The following is a 16,918-nucleotide window of genomic DNA, read 5'->3' as shown; positions in this document are numbered from 1 at the left end:
ATGTCGACGACGACGTCGCACTGCTCGTCCGGTGAGCGCTGCGCCCGGGCGACCGCCTGGGCCAAGGCGGCGGCGTCGATGGCGGACGGGTCGAACGGGGTCAGCGTGGGCGTCTCGGTGCGGCGGGTCTCGAACAGCGGCGCGGCCCCCGCCCCGGCGCGGGTGAGGGCGGGGGCCGCGGCCGGGCGCGGCGCGGGGGCCGCCGGGCGGGGAGCCTCGGTGGCGGGGGTCGACGGCGCGGACGGCGCGGGGGCCGCGGGCGCGCTGGGTGCGGGGGTCGGCTTGGGTGCCGCCGACGGGGCGGGCTGCGCGGCGGGAGCCGCGGGAGCGCTGGTGAACGCCTCCCGGATGCGACGCACCACGGGGGCTTCCAGGGTCGACGACGGACCGCGAACGTATTCGCCGTTCTCGCCGAGCCAGGCCAGCAGGTCTTTACTTGTCTTTCCGATTTCCTTGGCGATCTCGTGGACGCGAGGCTTAGCCACTACTCTCCTTCACGGCCCGACCTCCAAGGGGATGCGGACCTTTAGTTGTGTTGAATCATCGTTGGGTACTCATCGAGTGGTCATGAGCGTTAGCCCACCTTCTGGTTGACGCCGAGATGGCGTGGAACGATGCACCCACTCACGTGTGGGCCGCTGGCTATCCTATCGCGCCGGGGCCGACGCTTCCAGCCGGGGATCCAGCGTCACCGGTGCACGGAACGCCCGGCGCACCGCCTGACGCGAGACCGCCAGGCCCAGGCACCCCCGGTGCACGTACGCGCCACGCCCGGGCAGGCGCGGCGTCGTCCCGTCGACGACGAGGTCTTCGCGGCGCACGAGCCGCACCAGCGCCGACTGGTCGTCGCGGCGGCGGCAGCCGATGCAGGTGCGTTCGGGGGTCATCTCCCCAGCCTAGGACACCTGCCAGCAACTCCCCAGCGGCCGCACAGCGTCCGCACAGTCGGCGGCGGGACCGTGAGACATATCGGGCACCCCGCCCGGTACACGACGGAGAAGGACCACGGACATGACCAGCAGGACAATCGCCGGGCTGTCAGCCGCCGCCATGGCGGCCGGACTCGGCTTCGGCCTCGCACAGCTCGCCAACGCGGACGAGACCAGCACCCCCGTTCCCAGCGCCAGCGCCTCCGCGTCGGCCGGCAGCGACGACGCGACGGAGACCCCACGCCGCGGAGGGGGGCGCCACGGCGGACCCGGGATGATGGGCGCCGACACCAGCGCGCTCGCCGAGAAGCTCGGGGTCAGCGAGGACGCACTCGCCGACGCCGTCGACGCTGCCCGGGACGCGGTGTCCCCCACCGAGCGGCCCGACGCGGACGCCACCGATGAGGAGCGGGAGGCCGCCCGGGCCGAGCACCAGACGGCCTACGTGGAGGCGCTGGCCGAGGAACTCGGCCTGGAGGTCTCTGCGGTGCAGACCGCTGTCGACGAGCTCCGCGCGGAGCACCAGGCGGAACGCGCCGCGGCGGACCAGGAAGCCCTGGACGAGGCCGTCGCGGCCGGCACGCTGACCCAGGACGAGGCCGACGCGGTCCAGAAGGCCATTGACGCAGGCATCGTGGGCATGCGGTACGGCGGTCACCACCGCTGACCCGCTGAAGACGACGACACCCCGCCGGGAATCCGGCGGGGTGTCGTCTGCCTTGTGGCTCAGGCGCAGCTCCACGGCTGCGTGCCGCGGATCTCGTAGAGCCGGTTCGCGACGGTGATCTGCTCGGCGCGCGTGGCCTGGTGCGGGTAGTAGGCGAAGTCGTCGCCGTCCACCGAGAGCCAGGTCTGCAGGTTGAACTGCAGCCCGCCGTAGTAGCCGTTGCCGGTGTTGATGCTCCAGCGGCCCGTCGACTCGCACTGGGCGATCCGGTCCCACATCGCCTCACGCGCCAGGTTGATGCCCGCGCCGGAGGACGACGAGGAGGACGTCGACGACGAGGACGAGGAGGACGAAGACTGGGTGGTGGCGACCGGGCGCTTCTTGGTGCCCACCAGGGTGACCTGCTGCACGGGCTGCGTCGACACGACGGTCTCCTTCAGCGTCGAGCTGATGAGCGTGCCGTCCTCGTACACGTCGGTGTAGATCTCGCGCGCGACGCCGTCGACGCCCTTGGTCTTGACCTTCGTGGTGCCCTCGAAGAGGTCGTCGGTCTTGACGGACTTCTTCGTGAAGTCGATCGCGACGTTCTTCGAGCTCTCCTTGACCTCCACGGCGACGAAGGAGACGGCCATGCCGTCCTCGAGCTCCGTGGCGGGCGCGGGCGTGACCTTGTCGTCGGCGTCGGGGGTGACGCCGGCCTCGGCGAGTACGTCGGCGACGGTCCCGGCGATGCGGATGTTCTGCGGGGTCCCCGCGACGGTGATCGTGACGTCCTTGGCCGTGGCGATCTCCATCGTCAGGCCCTCACGTGTGATGCCGGTCGAACGGGAGGTGGACAGCTTCGAGTCCGTGGCGCCGAGATCGAGCATCTGCAGCGCCTGGCCGACGGTGCGCGCCGTGGTCCAGACGACCCGGCGTTCGCCGTCGACGGTGACCTCGAGCGGACGGCCGTAGGCGACGCTGATCTCCATGTCGTCGCTCACTTCGGTGTCCGGGCCGGGCAGGACGACGTCGTGCTGGCCGAGCTCGAGGTTCTCGAGCTCGAGCACCTCGGCGACGGTGTCCTCACGGACCGCGATGGTCTTGCTGACCCCGTCGACGACGAGTGTGACGTCGTTCTTGTGCAGCGCGGTGGCGATGCCCGCCGCGGAGACGAGTGCGAGCGCACAGCCGCCGGCCGCTGCCGGGATCCAGAACCTCTTGGTCATCAAGCAGAATTCCTCTGAGTCGAGTGATGGTGACGACTCAGGCTAACCCGCGGTTGAGAGAAAACCAAAAAAACCCTGAGATTCTCTCAGTCTGTGGTCTCCTCGCCGCGATGGGCGGCGTACCAGGCCTCAGCGTCCACGTACCACTGGAGCGCCTCGTCGCGCATCTCGGCCATCCACCGCGGATCGCTGTCAGCCGCGAGGTCGGTCAGTTCCCCGGAGTCCGCGGCCAGGTCGAAGACCTCGTCACGGCGGTCCCCGAAGTGGTGGATCAGCTTGCGGTCGCCGTCGATGACGGCGGTGCAGCGGCCGCGGGCCCAGCAGGTCGCCACCAGGGGTCCCTGCGGTGCGTCGCTCAACAGCGAGGGCTGGTACTCGTGCTCGCTGACCAGGTCGAAGCCGATGGCGTCCACGGCGGTGGGCAGCACGGCGAGCTGGTTGGCGGGCTGGTCGAGGCGCACACCCGCGGCCCGGGGGTCGTGCACGAGGTAGGGGATCCGGATGCCCTCCTCGTAGATGGTGTTGTCGTGCTGGAACACCCGGTGCTCGCCGAAGCCCTCGCCGTGGTCGCCCGTGACGACGAACACGGTGTCCTCGTAGAGCCCCAGCTCCTTGAACATCTCGATCACCCGGCCGACGAAGGCGTCCTGGTAGTGGATGGCGTTGAGGTAGGAGTTGAGCAGCGGGTCGTCGACGAAGTCGATGAGGTCCTGACCGTGCAGGATGTAGTCGTGGTGCCCGGTCACCGTGAGCAGGCTCATCTGGAACGGGGAGCCGTCGACGGCGTCGAGCCAGTCGCGCGCCGGGCCGAGCATGATGTCGTCCTCGTAACCGAAGTAGTTGGCGCGGAAGAAGCCGTCCTTGTCCATCGAGTCCATCGAGCGGAAGGACTCGAAGCCCAGGTTGCGGGCCGTACCGCGGCGCCGTTCGAAGTTTTCCGTGGCGGACTGGAAGAACGCCGTCGAGTACCCCTGCTCCGCGAGGAGCTCCGGCAGGCACGGCAGCGGGAGGCTGCCGGCATCCGCCTCGGTGTTGTCGTGATCGGTGGGCGGCGCGAACCCGCAGTGAATGGCCGTCAGGGCCTTGGAGGTATGCGGCAGGATCGAGTAGCCGCGGCTAGGCGTCAGGCTGTCGGCCGCCAGGGCATCCAGGACCGGCGTCACGGGCTGGCGGGTCTCCGGCAGGGTCGAGGTGGCTCGGTGGGACTCCAGGGTGATGATGACGAGGTTGCGCTGATCCTCCCCGGCCGTGGGTTCGAGCCGGCTGTCCGGCGCGGCGACGTCGGCCGCCACGTCGGCGGACGGCTCGTCGGGGTAGGCGCTCGCCTCACGCAGCGGCGTGACGACGAGCTGCACGGGAGGGGCGAGCGCGAACGCCGCCGACACCGTGGGCGCGCTCCACGCGGACGCCGCGAGCAGCAGCGCCGCACCCGCCGCGACGGCGCGGCGGACCAGCCGCGACGGGGAGCGCAGGACCCGCGACACCGGCCCGGCGAGCAGGGGCGGCAGGACCGTCGTCGAGACCGCGACCCAGACCAGTAGGCCGACGGTGGCCGGGCTCGTCTGCGACTCGAGCAGCGCGTCGAGCTCACCGCGGCCCCGCCAGGCGTAGAGGATCTGCTCGGCGGTCAGGGGGTTGCCCGTCTTCATGACGTACTCGTGGCTGACGACGAGGAACACGCCGAGCACGAGGGTCGCGACATGGGCCGCCAGCAGCGCGGCGGCGCGGTACCACCGAGGGCCGAAGGCCACCAGCCCCGCCCACAGCAGGATCCACGCCGCCCCGAAGGCGGCCTCGGACCAGGCCTTCGCCGCGATGTCCGCCGCCTGGCTGCCCGGGTAGAAGCGGTCGATGCGCGCGAGCTTCAGCCAGACCCCGAGCAGCGCGACGGGCAGCACGAGCACCAGCAGCCGCCCCCGCACGTGACGGGGCGCAAGCAGACGGGAGATGAACGCGCGGTGAACAGACATGATCCGCACATGCTACGTCAGCCGGCGCGCCGTCTCCCAAGCGGCGGCCGCCGTCAGGCGTTGGCCGCGGTGTCCGGCTGGATGTCGATGCGCCATCCGGTGAGGCGGGCGGCCAGGCGGGCGTTCTGGCCCTCGCGTCCGATCGCCAGCGACAGCTGGTAGTCCGGCACCACCGCGCGGCAGGCCCGGGCCTGCGCGTCGAGCACCGTCACCGAGAGCACCTTCGCCGGGGACAGCGCCGCGGCGACGAACTTAGCCGGGTCCTCGGAGTAGTCGACGATGTCGATCTTCTCCTCACCGAGTTCGTGCGTCACGGCCCGCACCCGCTGACCCATCGGCCCGATGAAGGCACCCTTGGCGGAGACCTCCGGGTGGTGGGACATGACGGCGATCTTGGTCCGGTGCCCGGCCTCGCGCGCGATCTCCTTGATCTCGACGACGCCCTGCCCGATCTCGGGCACCTCGAGCGCGAAGAGCTTCCGGACCAGGTTGGGGTGCGTCCGCGACACGATGACCTGCGGGCCGCGCAGCTCGCGGCGGACCGCCACGACGTACACCCGCAGGCGTCGGCCGTGCGAGTAGTCCTCGCCGGGCACCTGCTCGGCCAGCGGCATCATGGCCTCGAGGCTGCCGAGATCCACCCTGACCGCCTTGGTGTCGCGGTCCTGCTGAATGGTGCCGACGACGATGTCGCCCTCCGAGCCGGAGAAGTGGCCGAACTTCTGCTCGTCCTCCGCCTCCCGGATGCGCTGGAAGATCACCTGGCGCGCCGTGGCGGCGGCGATCCGACCGAAGTCCTCGGGGGTGTCGTCGAAGTAGCCGATGACCTGGTCGTCGTCGTCGAACTCGGGCGCGAGCACGCTGACCTTGCCGGTCTTGCGGTTGATCTCGACCTTGACGCCGCGCAGGGCGTGGGGGGTCTTGTTGTAGGCGTTGAGCAGGGCGTCCTCGAGGGTCTTGATCAGATACTCCTCGGAGATCTCCTTGTCCCGCTCGATCGCCCGCAGTGCAGCGAGATCGACGTCCATCATGCGTCCTCTCCGAACTCGTCGTCGGGCAGGCGGTTCAGTTCGACCTGCACGACGGCCTTGGTCACGTCGGCCAGGGAGAGCGTCCGCTCCGCACCGTCGACGTCCAGGGTCACGTCCGCGTCGGTGACGGCCACGACGCGTCCCGTGACGACGTCGCCTCCCAGCCACGCCTTGACGAGCCGCCCCGTGTTGCGGCGGTAGTGCTTGGCCGCGGTCAGCGGGGCGCTGACGCCGCGGCTGCTCACTTCGAGCGTGTAGGGGTGGTCACCGACGGCGGCGCTCTCGTCGAGCGCGGCGGAGACCGCCGAGGAGGCAGCGGCGATGTCGTCCAGCAGCGGGCCCCGCCCTGTCGGGCCGTCCCCGTCGACGGTGACGCGCAGCACCGAGCGGCGACCGATGGGCGTGACCTGCAGCCCGTCCAACTCCAGTCCGTGCTCGGCGAGGATCGGTTCGATGACCGCGGCGAGCTCCTTCTCCTGCATAGCGTGGCTCCCTATCCGGTTGTTGGCCTAATTGTGAGAATCAAGCATACCGATAGGCTGACCGGCATGATTCTCGGCAGACGGGGGCTCCTCGCGGCCGCCCTGGCGCTCGCCGGATGCACGCCCGATCCCACGATCCTCGGCGCGCCCGCTCCCGTTCCGGTGCCGCCCTCCCCCACCCAGTCGCCCGCCGCCCGCGCGGCCGTGGCCGCGCTCGCCGGCCTGGCTTGGGCGATCGACGCCGGACGCGCCCCCGCGGACGCACCGGAGGGCTACGCCGGCTGGGCCGATGCCGCCGCGGCAGCGGTGGAGGCGGTCACGGTGCGCCTGCTGGCGGCGGACCCGGTCGCCGGCGGAGAGCCCGTCTTCCCCGCCCCCACCCCGGCCGCCCCGGCGGCGGCGACGGCCGCGGAGGCGCTGGCCGCGCTCGCGGCGGCCTCCGACGCCGCCGTGACCGCGCTCCGCACCGGGGCCCTCGGCGCGCTGGACCAGCCGCTTCGTCTCCTCTACGGGTCGGCCGCCTGCCTCGCCCGCGGCCTGCGTGCGCCCGGGCCGGCGCCCGTGCCGGGCGACGCCGAGCCCACGCACTTCCAGGCCACGACCGAACAGGCTGCCCTGGCCGTCGCCGTCAGTCACGTGTGGGCGCTGCTTTACGGCCTGGGCGTCGGCCTGGGCCGGTTGCCCGCGTCATCGGAGTTCGAGGAGTACGGGGTGAGCCGGCTGGCGTCGGCGCGGGAGCTGCGCAACGAGCTGCGGTCGCGCCTCAGTGAGCCGCCGCTGCAGCCGGCGTCGTTCGAGCTCCCGACCCCGATGGAGTCCCCCGAGGAGATCCGCGAGGGATGGGCGCTGCTGGAGGCGGGGCTGCTGTCCGGCCTGGGCCGGCTGGCGGCCGCCGGCGGCACGGACGCGGCGCACCACCTGGACCTGCTCGTCGCTCAGGGCGACGCCGTGACCGCGCTGGGACGGCCCCTGCCGTTCTGGCCTGGGTGGGCCTGAACGGCAGGCCGCCGCGTCAGCGCGCCTGCCGCAGCACCTCGTCGACGATGTCGCCCACCGGGACCTCGCGCTTGTCGCCGGTGCGGCGGTCGCGGAGTTCCACCACACCGTCGGCCAGACCGCGGCCCACGACCACGATCAGCGGCATGCCCATGATCTCGGCGTCGGCGAACTTGACCCCGGGGCTGGCCTTCCGGTCGTCGAGCAGCACGTCGAGGCCCCGCCCGGAGAGCTCGCCGCCGATGCGCGCGGCCTCGTCGAAGAGCGCCGCGTCCTTGCCGGTGGCGACCACCTGGACCTGGAACGGCGCCAGCGCCAGCGGCCACCGCAGGCCGCGGTCGTCGCAGGTCGCTTCGGCGACCGCCGCGACGGCGCGCGACACGCCGACGCCGTAGGAGCCCATGGTCACCGTGACCAGCTTGCCGTTGCTGTCGAGCACCTTGAGGCCGAGCGATTCGGCGTACTTGCGGCCCAGCTGGAAGATGTGGCCCATCTCGATGCCGCGGGCGAGCGACAGCGGCCCCGAGCCGTCGGGAGCCGGGTCCCCCTCCCGCACCTCGGCGACGTCGAGGATCCCGTCGGGCTCGAAGTCACGACCCGCCGTGACGCCCACCAGGTGGCGGTCCTTCTCGTTGGCGCCGGTGGCCCAGTGCGTGCCGGTCACGACCCGGGGATCGACCAGGTACTCGATGCCGGTGACGGAGTCCTTGCCCAGCACGCGCGTGCCGTCCAGCGAGACCGGGGAGATGTAGCCCACCACGAGCTGCGGGTAGCGGGCGAAGTCCTCGGGGCCGAACACGTCGGCGACCCCGGGCTCCAATGCCGCGGCGAGGCGCTTGACGTCCACCTCGCGGTCGCCGGGCAGGCCCACCGCCAGCGGGCGCTTCGTGCCGTCCGGCGCGGTGACCATGAACAGGATGTTCTTCAGCGTGTCCGCGCCGGTCCAGTCGCGGCCGGGTAGGTCCCGGTTGAGGATCTCGACGACGGCGGCGATGGTGCCGGCGTCCGGGGTCTCCACCACCGACATCGCGGGCGCATCGGCGAGCTGGGGCGACGCCGGGGCGGCGACGCGCACGGCCTCGACGTTGGCGGCGTAGCCCCCGGGCGACCGCACGAAGGTGTCCTCCCCGTTGTCCGCGACGGCAAGGAACTCCTCGGAACGCGAGCCGCCCATGGCCCCGGCCATGGCCGACACGATGACGTATTCGAGGCCGAGGCGCTCGAAGATCCGCTGGTACGCGACCCGGTGCGCCTGGTAGCTAGCCTCCAGGCCGGCGTCGTCGACGTCGAACGAGTAGGAGTCCTTCATGACGAACTCGCGGCCGCGCAGCAGCCCGGCGCGGGGACGGGCCTCGTCGCGGTACTTGGTCTGGATCTGGTAGAGCGACAGCGGCAGGTCCTTGTAGGAGCTGTAGAGGTCCTTGACCATGAGGGTGAACATCTCCTCATGCGTGGGGCCCAGCAGCATGTCCGCGCCCTTGCGGTCCTGCAGGCGGAACAGGGTCTCGCCGTACTCCGTCCAACGCCCGGTCGCCTCGTAGGGCTCGCGGGGCAGCAGCGCGGGGAACCGCACCTCCTGCGCGCCGATGGCGTCCATCTCCTCCCGGACCACCATCTCGACCTTCTGCAGCACCTTCAGCCCCAGCGGCAGCCACGAGTAGATGCCCGGCGCCGCGCGGCGGATGTAACCCGCGCGCACGAGCCAGCGGTGGCTGGGGATCTCTGCGTCGGCGGGGTCGTCGCGGAGGGTGCGCACGAACAGGCTCGACAGACGGGTGAGCATAGAGGCAGGCCTTTCTACGGGTGACGAGGCACAGCCTAGGGCACCGCTCAGAAGTGGACCGTGGCGAGGGCGCCGACCTCGACGAACCCGAGCCGCTCGTAGGCCCGGATGGCCGGGGTGTTGAAGTCGTTGACGTACAGGCTGATGCGCGGGAAGCGCCGCATGGCCAGCGTCAGCATGCCGCTGAGCGCCGGGGTGCTGAGCCCGCGACCCCGCAGCTCCGGCGCGACCCACACGCCCTGGAGCTGGGCCTGGTCCCCCAGCCTGGGGCCGAGGTCGGCCTTGAAGATGACGCGGCCGTCGTCGTCGACGATGCCGTAGGCGTCGCCGTCGATGAGCCGCTGCATGACGAAGCGCTCGTAGCCGCTGCCGTACTTGAACGGCGAGCTGCCGATCTCGTCGGTGTACATGTGCACGGAGGCGTCGAGGTAGGTCGGGTAGTCGTCGGGGGTGAGGCATCGCACCCGGGGGTCGGCCGGCACGGCGGGCTCACGGTCGAGGAGCATCAGGGGCTGGCGCGCCCGGACGTTGCTGACGCGGCCCCAGGCGTCCCAGCGCTGGCTGAGCCCGAGGTGGAGGCCGAGCACGGAGATGGCCGGACCGAGGATCGACGAGCAGCGACGAATGGGGCCCAGCTGGCCGACGAACGCCGGCAGCGCGTCGGCGTCGAAACCGGCGACGAAGACCGTGCCGCCGTCGAGCAGGAGTGACGAGATCCGGCCGGCGCGGTCGTAGGCGTACACGCTGCCGAGGCGGCGCCGGTCGATGCCCAGCGTGGCGATCTTGGAGGCGAGGAACAGGTTCTCCTCGGGGCTGCCCGCGAGGAAGGCCAGCGCCTCCTCCCGGTCCGCGCCGCCCAACGCGCGTACCCGGGAAGCCATGCGCGACAGCTTAAGAGACCGAGACCGCAGGCGTGCCGATCTCGCCCATCTCGGCGGCGAGGCGCTGCGCCTCGATGATCAGGGTCTCGACGATCTCGTCCTCCGGCACCGTCTTGATGACCTCGCCCTTGACGAAGATCTGGCCCTTGCCGTTGCCCGACGCGACACCGAGATCGGCCTCGCGGGCCTCCCCCGGGCCGTTGACGACGCAGCCCATGACGGCCACGCGCAGCGGCGCCTGCATCCCCTCAAGACCCTTGGTCACCTGCTCGGCGAGGGTGTAGACGTCCACCTGGGCGCGACCACAGGAGGGGCAGGACACGATGTCCAGCTTGCGGGGCCGCAGGTTGAGCGACTCGAGGATCTTCAGGCCCACCTTGACCTCCTCGGCCGGCGGAGCCGAGAGGGAGACGCGGATGGTGTCGCCGATGCCCTTGCTCAGCAGCGCCCCGAACGCGACGGAGGACTTAATGGTGCCCTGGAACGCGGGCCCGGCCTCGGTGACGCCGAGGTGCAACGGGTAGTCGCACTTCTCGCTCAGCATCTCGTACGCGCGCACCATGACGACGGGGTCGTTGTGCTTGACGGAGATCTTGAAGTCGTGGAAGCCGACGTCCTCGAACAGCGACGCCTCCCACAGCGCCGACTCCACGAGCGCCTCGGGCGTCGGGGCGCCGTACTTGGCCAGCAGCCGCTTGTCGAGCGAGCCGGCGTTGACGCCGATGCGCAGCGACACCCCGGCGTCGGAGGCGGCCTTGGCGATCTCGGCGACCTTGTCGTCGAACTGCTTGATGTTGCCGGGGTTCACGCGCACCGCGGCGCAGCCGGCGTCGATGGCGGCGAAAACGTAGCGCGGCTGGAAGTGAATGTCCGCGATGACGGGGATCTGCGACTTCATCGCGATGATGGGCAGCGCGTCGGCGTCGTCCTGGCTGGGCACCGCGACGCGCACGATGTCGCATCCGGTCGCGGTGAGCTCGGCGATCTGCTGCAGCGTGGCGTTGATGTCCGTGGTCTTCGTCGTGGTCATCGACTGGACGCTGATGGGGGCGTCGCCGCCCACCAGGACCTTGCCCACCTTGATCTGGCGGGTTTGGCGGCGGGGGGCGAGAACGGGGGCGGGCGCGGCCGGCATACCGAGGTTCACGGACATGGCGCCAACACTACTAGGTCCGCCCTCGCCGCCCGCGGCCCGGCATCACAGCAGCTGGATGGGCGAGATGAGGTCGGCGAGGATGAGGATCCCGCCGCCGAGCAGCAGGAAGCCGCCGACCACGTAGGTGACCGGGAGCCCCTTCGCGGTGTCGACGGGGCCCGGGTCCGCGCGGCCGGCCACCCGCGCCCCGACGCGCTTGAGCCACTCCCACACCGCGGCGGCGACGTGCCCGCCGTCGAGCGGTAGCAACGGCACCAGGTTGAACAGCGCCAGGAACAGGTTGACCGAGCCGAGCAGCGACAGCCAGCTGGCGACCTTGTCGTCGGCCGCGAGCCGGTCGCTCGCGCCGATCTCCCCCGCGACCCGCGAGGCGCCGACGATCGAGATGGGCGAGTTGATGTCGCGGGGCTGACCGGTGACGAGGTCCGCCGCCACGTTGTAGACGCGCACCGGGAAGCTCGCCAGCGCGACCACCGACTGCCGGGTGAGCTGCCACATCTGCTCCACCGTCTCGGTCACGCCACCGCGCCGCTGCTCGGTGACCGGTGTCACGCCGAGGAAGCCCGCCTCCACCATGCGGGACGGGTCGAGCCGGTCCGGCACGTGGTTGAGGACGGTGGAGACGGTGGGCAGCTCGACCCGCTGCCCGTCGCGCTCGACGACGATGCGGGCCTCCCCCGCCCCGTTGGCGCGGATCAGCTCGCCCACCTCGTCCCAGTCGGCGGGCTCGATGGCGTTGAAGGACACGATGCGGTCACCCTCGCGGATGCCCGCCTCGACCGCAGGGGTGGGCGGGTCGTCGCCGGTGCAGGTGCGCTCCGCGCGGTCCGCCGCGATGACGCACTCCGAGACGGCCGCGACCGTGAGCGTGGGCGTGTAGATCCCGAACGCGGACGTGATGCCGAGGAAGATGAGGAAGGCCAGCAGCAGGTTCATGGCGGGGCCGCCCAGCATGACGACGATCTTCTGCCAGGTCTTCTTCTCGTAGAGCAGCCGGCCGCGGTCCGCGGGGGTGATCTCCTCGTACTCGACGGCGCGCGCCTGGTCCGCCATGCGGGTCAGCCAACCCTCGCGGCCCGTGCGCGGGCCCTGCGGCGGGTACATGCCCATCAGCCGCACGTACCCGCCCAGCGGGAGGAGCTTGATGCCGTACTCGGTCTCGCCGCGGCGGGTGGACCACAGCGTGCGCCCGAAGCCGACGAAGTAGCGCGAGACGCGGACGCCGAAGAGCTTGGCCGGGACCAGGTGCCCGATCTCGTGCAGCGCGATCGACGCCATGATGGCGGCGAAGAAGAGGACGGCGAACAGCACCGTCGTGAGGAAGGTCATCGGCCGGCCGCCAACTCCGCGGCGCGGGCACGGCCCCAGCCGTCGGCCGCGAGGACCGCGTCCAGGGTGAGGTCGGCGTCGGGCACGTGTCCGTCGGCCAGGTGCTCGTCGACGCAGGCCGCGACGATGTCGGCGATGTCGAGGAAGCCGATCTCACCCGCCCAGAACGCCTCGACGCACGCCTCGTTGGCGGCGTTGAACACCGCGGGCGCGGTGCCGGCGGCCCGACCCGCCGCCCTGGCGATCTCGACGGCGGGGAACGTGGCCGAGTCGAGCGGCTCGAAGGTCCAGGCCGACGCCGTGGACCAGTCGCAGGGGGTGGCGGCGTCGGCGAGCCGGTCCGGCCACGTCAGCGCGATGCCGATGGGCAGGCGCATGTCCGGCGGCGACGCCTGCGCGATGGTCGACCCGTCATGGAACTCCACCATCGAGTGGACGATCGACTGCGGGTGGACGGTGACGACGATGTCGTCGTAGTCGACGCCGTAGAGCAGCGCCGCCTCGATGAGCTCAAGTCCCTTGTTCACCAGCGTCGCGGAGTTGATGGTGATGACCCGTCCCATGTCCCACGTGGGGTGCGCCATCGCCTGCTGCGGCGTGACGTCAGTGAGCTGGTCGCGCGTACTGCCGCGGAACGGACCCCCGGAGGCGGTGAGGATGAGCCGGCGCACCTCGTCGGAGCGCCCGGAGCGCAGGGCCTGGGCGAAGGCCGAGTGCTCGGAGTCCACCGCGACGATCTGTCCGGGCCGCGCCGCCTGCGTCACGAGGCGACCGCCGATGACCAGCGACTCCTTGTTGGCCAGCGCGAGCGTCGAGCCGGCCGCGAGCGCGGCCAGCGTGGGCCGCAGGCCCGCGGCACCCGTGATGGCGTTGACGACGACATCGGCTCCCGCCGCCGCGAGCTCGGTCGAGGCGTCCGGTCCCAGCAGCAGCCTCGGCAGCTGGTAGTCGCCCTCGTTCCAGCCGCGCCGGTCCGCCTCGGCGTACAGGGCGCGCTGGAGGTCCTGGGCCGCGCTCGCCCGCGACAGGGCCACCGTCTCGGGCTGGTACTGCACGATCTGGCGGGCGAGGAGCTCGATGTTCCCACCGGAGGCGGACAGCCCGACGACCCGGAACCGGTCCCGCCTGCTGGAGATGACGTCGAGGGTCTGGGTTCCGATCGAGCCGGTGGATCCGAGCAGGACGATGGTGCGCACCGGCCCAGTCTAGGCGGGCCGGCGCGGGCACCCGGTGTGCCAGGATCGAGGCATGCCTCTCGCCTCCACGCCGCCGCCCGGCACCCCCGTCCCGTTCGCCATCACCCGGTGGGCCGCCGCCCACGGCCGACGCGTCGATTCCTTGGTGTGGCGCAACGAGCTCGGCGGCCTCACGGCCCGCCTGGTCGGGCCCGACGAGCAGCCGCTGTACGCCAAGTGGAGCCCGGAGGACCTGCTGCCGGAGGCTGAGCGCCTATCCTGGCTCGCGAGCCGCTTCCCCTCGCCGCGCATGGCCGACTACGAGGAGGTCGACGACGGCTGGCTGATCGTCACGCTCGGGATGCCCGGCGAGTCGGCGGTGGGCAGCGTGGGGATGGCGGACCCGGACCGCGCCGCCGCGGCCATCGGGGAGGGACTCGCGATACTCCACAGCCTCGACCCGACGGACTGCCCGTTCGGCCCCGCCGACTGGATCGGCTACCAGGACGACGTCGACCTCCTCGTCGTCGCCCACGGCGACGCGTGCGCGCCCAACACGCTCATCGACGCCGACGGCGCGTTCGTCGGCATCGTCGACGTCGGCGACCTCGGCGTCGCCGACCGCTGGGCGGACCTCGCGATCGCGTCCTGGTCGCTGGAGTGGAACTTCGGGCCCGGCCACGAGGACGCGCTCTGGGCCGGATACGGCGAAGCGCCGGACCCAGAGCGGATCCGGCGCTATCGCACCCTGTGGGGAAACCCCTGACTCAGACCAGACCGAAGGCCTGCATCGCGGCGGCGACCTTCTCGAAGCCGGCGATGTTGGCGCCGACCACGTAGTCGCCCGGGGCCCCGTACGACTCGGCCGTCTCCGCGCACATGTCGTGGATGTTGCGCATGATCGAGGTCAGGCGCTCCTCCGTGTACTCGAAGCTCCAGGAGTCGCGCGACGCGTTCTGCTGCATCTCCAGCGCCGAGGTGGCGACGCCACCCGCGTTGGCGGCCTTGCCCGGGCCGTAGAGGATCTTGGCCTCCTGGAACGCGCGGATGCCCTCGGGGGTGGTGGGCATGTTGGCGCCCTCCGCCACGGCCTTGACGCCGTTGCGGATGAGGGTCGCGGCCTGCTCGCCGTTCAGCTCGTTCTGCGTGGCGCAGGGCAGCGCGACGTCGACGGGGACGTCCCAGATGGAGCCGTTGCTCTGGTAGGTGGCCGACTGGCGCCGATCGGCGTAGTCGCTCACGCGGCCGCGCTCGACCTCCTTGATCTGCTTGAGCAGGTCGAGGTCCACGCCGGCCTCGTCGACGATGTAGCCGGTGGAGTCCGAGAACCCGATGACCGTGCCGCCGAGCTGGTGGACCTTCTCGATGGCGTAGATCGCGACGTTGCCGGACCCGGAGACCGTCACCCGCTTGCCGTCGAACGACTCGCCGCGGGTCTTGAGCATCTCGTCGGCGAACACAACGGTGCCGTAGCCGGTGGCCTCGGTGCGGACGAGCGAGCCGCCCCACGCGATGCCCTTGCCCGTCAGGACGCCAGACTCGTAGCGGTTGGTGATGCGCTTGTACTGACCGAACATGTAGCCGATCTCGCGGCCACCGACGCCGATGTCGCCGGCCGGCACGTCGGTGTACTCACCGAGGTGCCGGTACAGCTCGGTCATGAAGGACTGGCAGAAGCGCATGACCTCGCCGTCGGACTTGCCGCGGGGGTCGAAGTCCGATCCGCCCTTGCCGCCGCCGATCGGCAGGCCGGTGAGCGAGTTCTTGAAGATCTGCTCGAATCCGAGGAACTTGATGACGCCGAGGTAGACGCTGGGGTGGAACCGCAGGCCGCCCTTGTACGGGCCGAGCGCGGAGTTGAACTCGACGCGGAAGCCGCGGTTGACCTGGACCTCGCCCTTGTCGTCGACCCACGGCACACGGAAGATGATCTGGCGCTCCGGCTCGCAGATGCGCTCGAGGATCTTCGAGTCGATGTATTCGGGGTGCCGGGCGACGACCGGCTCGAGGCTCTCGAAGACCTCACGGACGGCCTGGTGGAACTCGGCCTCCCCAGGGTTACGGGCCACGACGCTCTGGAAGATGCTTTCCAGTTTCTGTTCCATCAGTACTCCTTCGACGGTGGACGCATAGCGGCTCGATTGTAACGACGCCGCGTCGGACTTGTTTCGACGGGTCCACCGATGCTCACTCGCGGACGGTGGCCGCCAACTGCCCGCAGGCGCCGTCGATCTCGGATCCGCGGGTGTCGCGCAGGGTGACCGGCACCCCGCGACGCTCGAGCGTCTGCATGAAGGCGCGCTCGTCCGCCTTCCGCGACGCGGTCCACTTCGACCCGGGGGTCGGGTTCAGCGGGATGAGGTTGACGTGGACCCAGCCCCAGTCCCCGCGCTTCTTCAGCACCTGGGCGAGGAGTTCGGCGCGCTGCACCTGGTCGTTGATGTCGCGCATCATGGCGTACTCGATGGAGACGCGCCGCTTCGTGACCCGCGCGTACTCCCAGGCCGCGTCGACGACCTCGCCCACCTTCCAGCGCGTGTTGATCGGCACGATCTCGTCGCGGAGCTCGTCGTCGGGCGCGTGCAGGGAGACGGCGAGCGTGAGCGGGAGGCCCTCGGTGGTGAGCTGCTGGATCTTCGGCACCAGGCCCACCGTCGACACGGTGATGCCGCGGGCGCTCATGCCGAACCCCTCGGGGGTGGGCGCCAGCAGGGTGCGGATGGCGCCCATGACCGCCTTGTAGTTGGCGAGGGGCTCCCCCATGCCCATGAACACGATGTTGTTGAGCCGCCCGGAGGCGCCCGGCACGACCCCGGAGGCGAGCATCTGGTTGGCGGCCAGCGCCTGGATGGTGATCTCCGCCTGGCTGAGGTTGCGCTGCAGGCCGCCCTGCCCGGTGGCGCAGAACGGGCAGGCCATGCCGCAGCCCGCCTGCGAGGAGATGCACAGGGTGGAGCGGCCCGGGTAGCGCATGAGGACCGACTCCAGCAGCGAGCCGTCGTGCAGCCGCCACAGGGTCTTGACGGTGGCCCCGGCGTCGGCGGTGCGCTGCGTGACCTGCTCGAGCAGGCGCGGGAAGAGCTGGGCGCCCAGGTCGTCGCGGATCGCCGCCGGGAGGTCGGTGAAGCGCTCGACGTCGTCCTCGAGCCGGTCGAAGACGTGCCGCGAGATCTGGTCGGCGCGGAACCGCGGCAGCCCCAGCCGCTGCGTCGCGTCGACGCGCTCGTCCGGCGTGAGATCGAGCCAGTGCTTCGGCGCCTTGCCCCGCAGGGGCGCGTCGAAGACGAGGGGCAGCTGGGTTCCGGTCATGG

Annotated in this window: 16 protein-coding genes; 3 read left to right on the top strand and 13 right to left on the bottom strand. The window is 71.2% G+C overall.

The features are described from left to right. Positions 1-485, bottom strand: a 485-nt coding sequence (locus tag BCR15_RS12675; RefSeq protein WP_176715247.1) for a translation initiation factor IF-2 N-terminal domain-containing protein, incomplete at its 3' end; no start/stop codon positions are given. A 162-nt stretch (positions 486-647) separates the two neighbouring features. Continuing rightward, entirely contained in the window at positions 648-887 is a 240-nt protein-coding gene (locus tag BCR15_RS12670) for a YlxR family protein (protein ID WP_068752577.1), read from the bottom strand. A gap of 124 nt (positions 888-1,011) precedes the next feature. Here BCR15_RS12670 and BCR15_RS12665 point away from each other — a divergent pair, with 124 nt between their 5' ends. Then, complete coding sequence (locus tag BCR15_RS12665; protein WP_068752576.1) at positions 1,012-1,596, top strand: hypothetical protein; 585 nt, start codon at positions 1,012-1,014, stop codon at positions 1,594-1,596. Between the two features lie 59 nt (positions 1,597-1,655). Here BCR15_RS12665 and BCR15_RS12660 read toward each other — a convergent pair whose 3' ends face one another. The 4 genes from BCR15_RS12660 to rimP all read right to left on the bottom strand — a co-directional run bounded on the left by BCR15_RS12660 (position 1,656) and on the right by rimP (position 6,287). Further along, on the bottom strand, positions 1,656-2,804 hold the full coding sequence (locus BCR15_RS12660) for a resuscitation-promoting factor (protein WP_068752575.1): 1,149 nt from the start codon (positions 2,802-2,804) through the stop codon (positions 1,656-1,658). An 86-nt stretch (positions 2,805-2,890) separates the two neighbouring features. After that, complete coding sequence (locus tag BCR15_RS12655) at positions 2,891-4,774, bottom strand: LTA synthase family protein (RefSeq protein ID WP_141680134.1); 1,884 nt, start codon at positions 4,772-4,774, stop codon at positions 2,891-2,893. A 53-nt stretch (positions 4,775-4,827) separates the two neighbouring features. Further along, positions 4,828-5,802: a transcription termination factor NusA gene (nusA, locus tag BCR15_RS12650; RefSeq protein ID WP_068752573.1), complete on the bottom strand. Its 975-nt coding sequence runs from the start codon at positions 5,800-5,802 to the stop codon at positions 4,828-4,830. After that, positions 5,802-6,287, bottom strand: coding sequence for a ribosome maturation factor RimP (gene rimP, locus BCR15_RS12645; RefSeq protein ID WP_068752572.1), 486 nt, complete (start codon positions 6,285-6,287; stop codon positions 5,802-5,804). The genes nusA and rimP overlap by 1 nt, the downstream gene beginning before the upstream one ends. 66 nt (positions 6,288-6,353) lie before the next feature. Here rimP and BCR15_RS12640 point away from each other — a divergent pair, with 66 nt between their 5' ends. After that, positions 6,354-7,283 (top strand): hypothetical protein, encoded by a 930-nt coding sequence (locus tag BCR15_RS12640; RefSeq protein ID WP_068752571.1) that lies wholly within the window; start codon positions 6,354-6,356, stop codon positions 7,281-7,283. Positions 7,284-7,299: 16 nt separating this feature from the next. Here the strand turns inward: BCR15_RS12640 and BCR15_RS12635 are convergent, their stop codons facing one another. Genes BCR15_RS12635 through dxr form a run of 5 tightly spaced genes read right to left on the bottom strand, consistent with a single transcriptional unit; the run spans position 7,300 to position 13,628 of the window. Then, complete coding sequence (locus BCR15_RS12635; RefSeq protein WP_068752570.1) at positions 7,300-9,066, bottom strand: proline--tRNA ligase; 1,767 nt, start codon at positions 9,064-9,066, stop codon at positions 7,300-7,302. 47 nt (positions 9,067-9,113) lie between these two features. Further along, on the bottom strand, positions 9,114-9,947 hold the full coding sequence (locus BCR15_RS12630) for a GNAT family N-acetyltransferase (RefSeq protein WP_068752569.1): 834 nt from the start codon (positions 9,945-9,947) through the stop codon (positions 9,114-9,116). A gap of 10 nt (positions 9,948-9,957) precedes the next feature. Beyond that, on the bottom strand, positions 9,958-11,100 hold the full coding sequence (gene ispG / locus BCR15_RS12625; RefSeq protein WP_068752568.1) for a flavodoxin-dependent (E)-4-hydroxy-3-methylbut-2-enyl-diphosphate synthase: 1,143 nt from the start codon (positions 11,098-11,100) through the stop codon (positions 9,958-9,960). A 45-nt stretch (positions 11,101-11,145) separates the two neighbouring features. Continuing rightward, the gene (locus BCR15_RS12620) at positions 11,146-12,432 is read right to left on the bottom strand and encodes a M50 family metallopeptidase (RefSeq protein WP_068752567.1); all 1,287 of its coding nucleotides are present in this window, start codon (positions 12,430-12,432) and stop codon (positions 11,146-11,148) included. Next, positions 12,429-13,628, bottom strand: coding sequence for a 1-deoxy-D-xylulose-5-phosphate reductoisomerase (gene dxr, locus BCR15_RS12615; RefSeq protein WP_068752566.1), 1,200 nt, complete (start codon positions 13,626-13,628; stop codon positions 12,429-12,431). The genes BCR15_RS12620 and dxr overlap by 4 nt, the downstream gene beginning before the upstream one ends. A 52-nt stretch (positions 13,629-13,680) precedes the next feature. Here dxr and BCR15_RS12610 point away from each other — a divergent pair, with 52 nt between their 5' ends. Next, positions 13,681-14,373 carry a phosphotransferase gene (locus tag BCR15_RS12610; RefSeq protein WP_068752565.1) on the top strand — a complete coding sequence of 231 codons (693 nt, stop codon included), beginning with the start codon at positions 13,681-13,683 and terminating at the stop codon, positions 14,371-14,373. A 1-nt stretch (position 14,374) separates the two neighbouring features. Here BCR15_RS12610 and gdhA read toward each other — a convergent pair whose 3' ends face one another. Both gdhA and rlmN read right to left on the bottom strand, forming a co-directional pair. After that, entirely contained in the window at positions 14,375-15,712 is a 1,338-nt protein-coding gene (gene gdhA, locus BCR15_RS12605) for an NADP-specific glutamate dehydrogenase (protein WP_068752564.1), read from the bottom strand. 82 nt (positions 15,713-15,794) lie between these two features. Beyond that, positions 15,795-16,916, bottom strand: coding sequence for a dual-specificity RNA methyltransferase RlmN (rlmN, locus tag BCR15_RS12600; protein WP_068752563.1), 1,122 nt, complete (start codon positions 16,914-16,916; stop codon positions 15,795-15,797). Positions 16,917-16,918: the final 2 nt, after the last annotated feature.

It is taken from the genome of Tessaracoccus lapidicaptus (assembly GCF_001693815.1).
GTDB lineage: Bacteria > Actinomycetota > Actinomycetes > Propionibacteriales > Propionibacteriaceae > Arachnia > Arachnia lapidicapta.
This window is presented reverse-complemented; position numbering and strand designations above follow the sequence as displayed.

What these genes read in the sequence shown, in the direction of transcription:
- BCR15_RS12665 (WP_068752576.1), top strand. Translation starts at nt 1,012, where the DNA reads ATGACCAGCAGGACAATCGCCGGGCTGTCAGCCGCCGCCATGGCGGCC.
- rimP (WP_068752572.1), bottom strand. Translation starts at nt 6,287, where the DNA reads ATGCAGGAGAAGGAGCTCGCCGCGGTCATCGAACCGATCCTCGCCGAG.
- BCR15_RS12610 (WP_068752565.1), top strand. Translation starts at nt 13,681, where the DNA reads ATGCCTCTCGCCTCCACGCCGCCGCCCGGCACCCCCGTCCCGTTCGCC.
- BCR15_RS12670 (WP_068752577.1), bottom strand. Translation starts at nt 887, where the DNA reads ATGACCCCCGAACGCACCTGCATCGGCTGCCGCCGCCGCGACGACCAG.
- BCR15_RS12655 (WP_141680134.1), bottom strand. Translation starts at nt 4,774, where the DNA reads ATGTCTGTTCACCGCGCGTTCATCTCCCGTCTGCTTGCGCCCCGTCAC.
- rlmN (WP_068752563.1), bottom strand. Translation starts at nt 16,916, where the DNA reads ATGACCGGAACCCAGCTGCCCCTCGTCTTCGACGCGCCCCTGCGGGGC.
- BCR15_RS12620 (WP_068752567.1), bottom strand. Translation starts at nt 12,432, where the DNA reads ATGACCTTCCTCACGACGGTGCTGTTCGCCGTCCTCTTCTTCGCCGCC.
- BCR15_RS12630 (WP_068752569.1), bottom strand. Translation starts at nt 9,947, where the DNA reads ATGGCTTCCCGGGTACGCGCGTTGGGCGGCGCGGACCGGGAGGAGGCG.
- nusA (WP_068752573.1), bottom strand. Translation starts at nt 5,802, where the DNA reads ATGGACGTCGATCTCGCTGCACTGCGGGCGATCGAGCGGGACAAGGAG.
- BCR15_RS12635 (WP_068752570.1), bottom strand. Translation starts at nt 9,066, where the DNA reads ATGCTCACCCGTCTGTCGAGCCTGTTCGTGCGCACCCTCCGCGACGAC.
- BCR15_RS12660 (WP_068752575.1), bottom strand. Translation starts at nt 2,804, where the DNA reads ATGACCAAGAGGTTCTGGATCCCGGCAGCGGCCGGCGGCTGTGCGCTC.
- BCR15_RS12640 (WP_068752571.1), top strand. Translation starts at nt 6,354, where the DNA reads ATGATTCTCGGCAGACGGGGGCTCCTCGCGGCCGCCCTGGCGCTCGCC.
- gdhA (WP_068752564.1), bottom strand. Translation starts at nt 15,712, where the DNA reads ATGGAACAGAAACTGGAAAGCATCTTCCAGAGCGTCGTGGCCCGTAAC.
- ispG (WP_068752568.1), bottom strand. Translation starts at nt 11,100, where the DNA reads ATGTCCGTGAACCTCGGTATGCCGGCCGCGCCCGCCCCCGTTCTCGCC.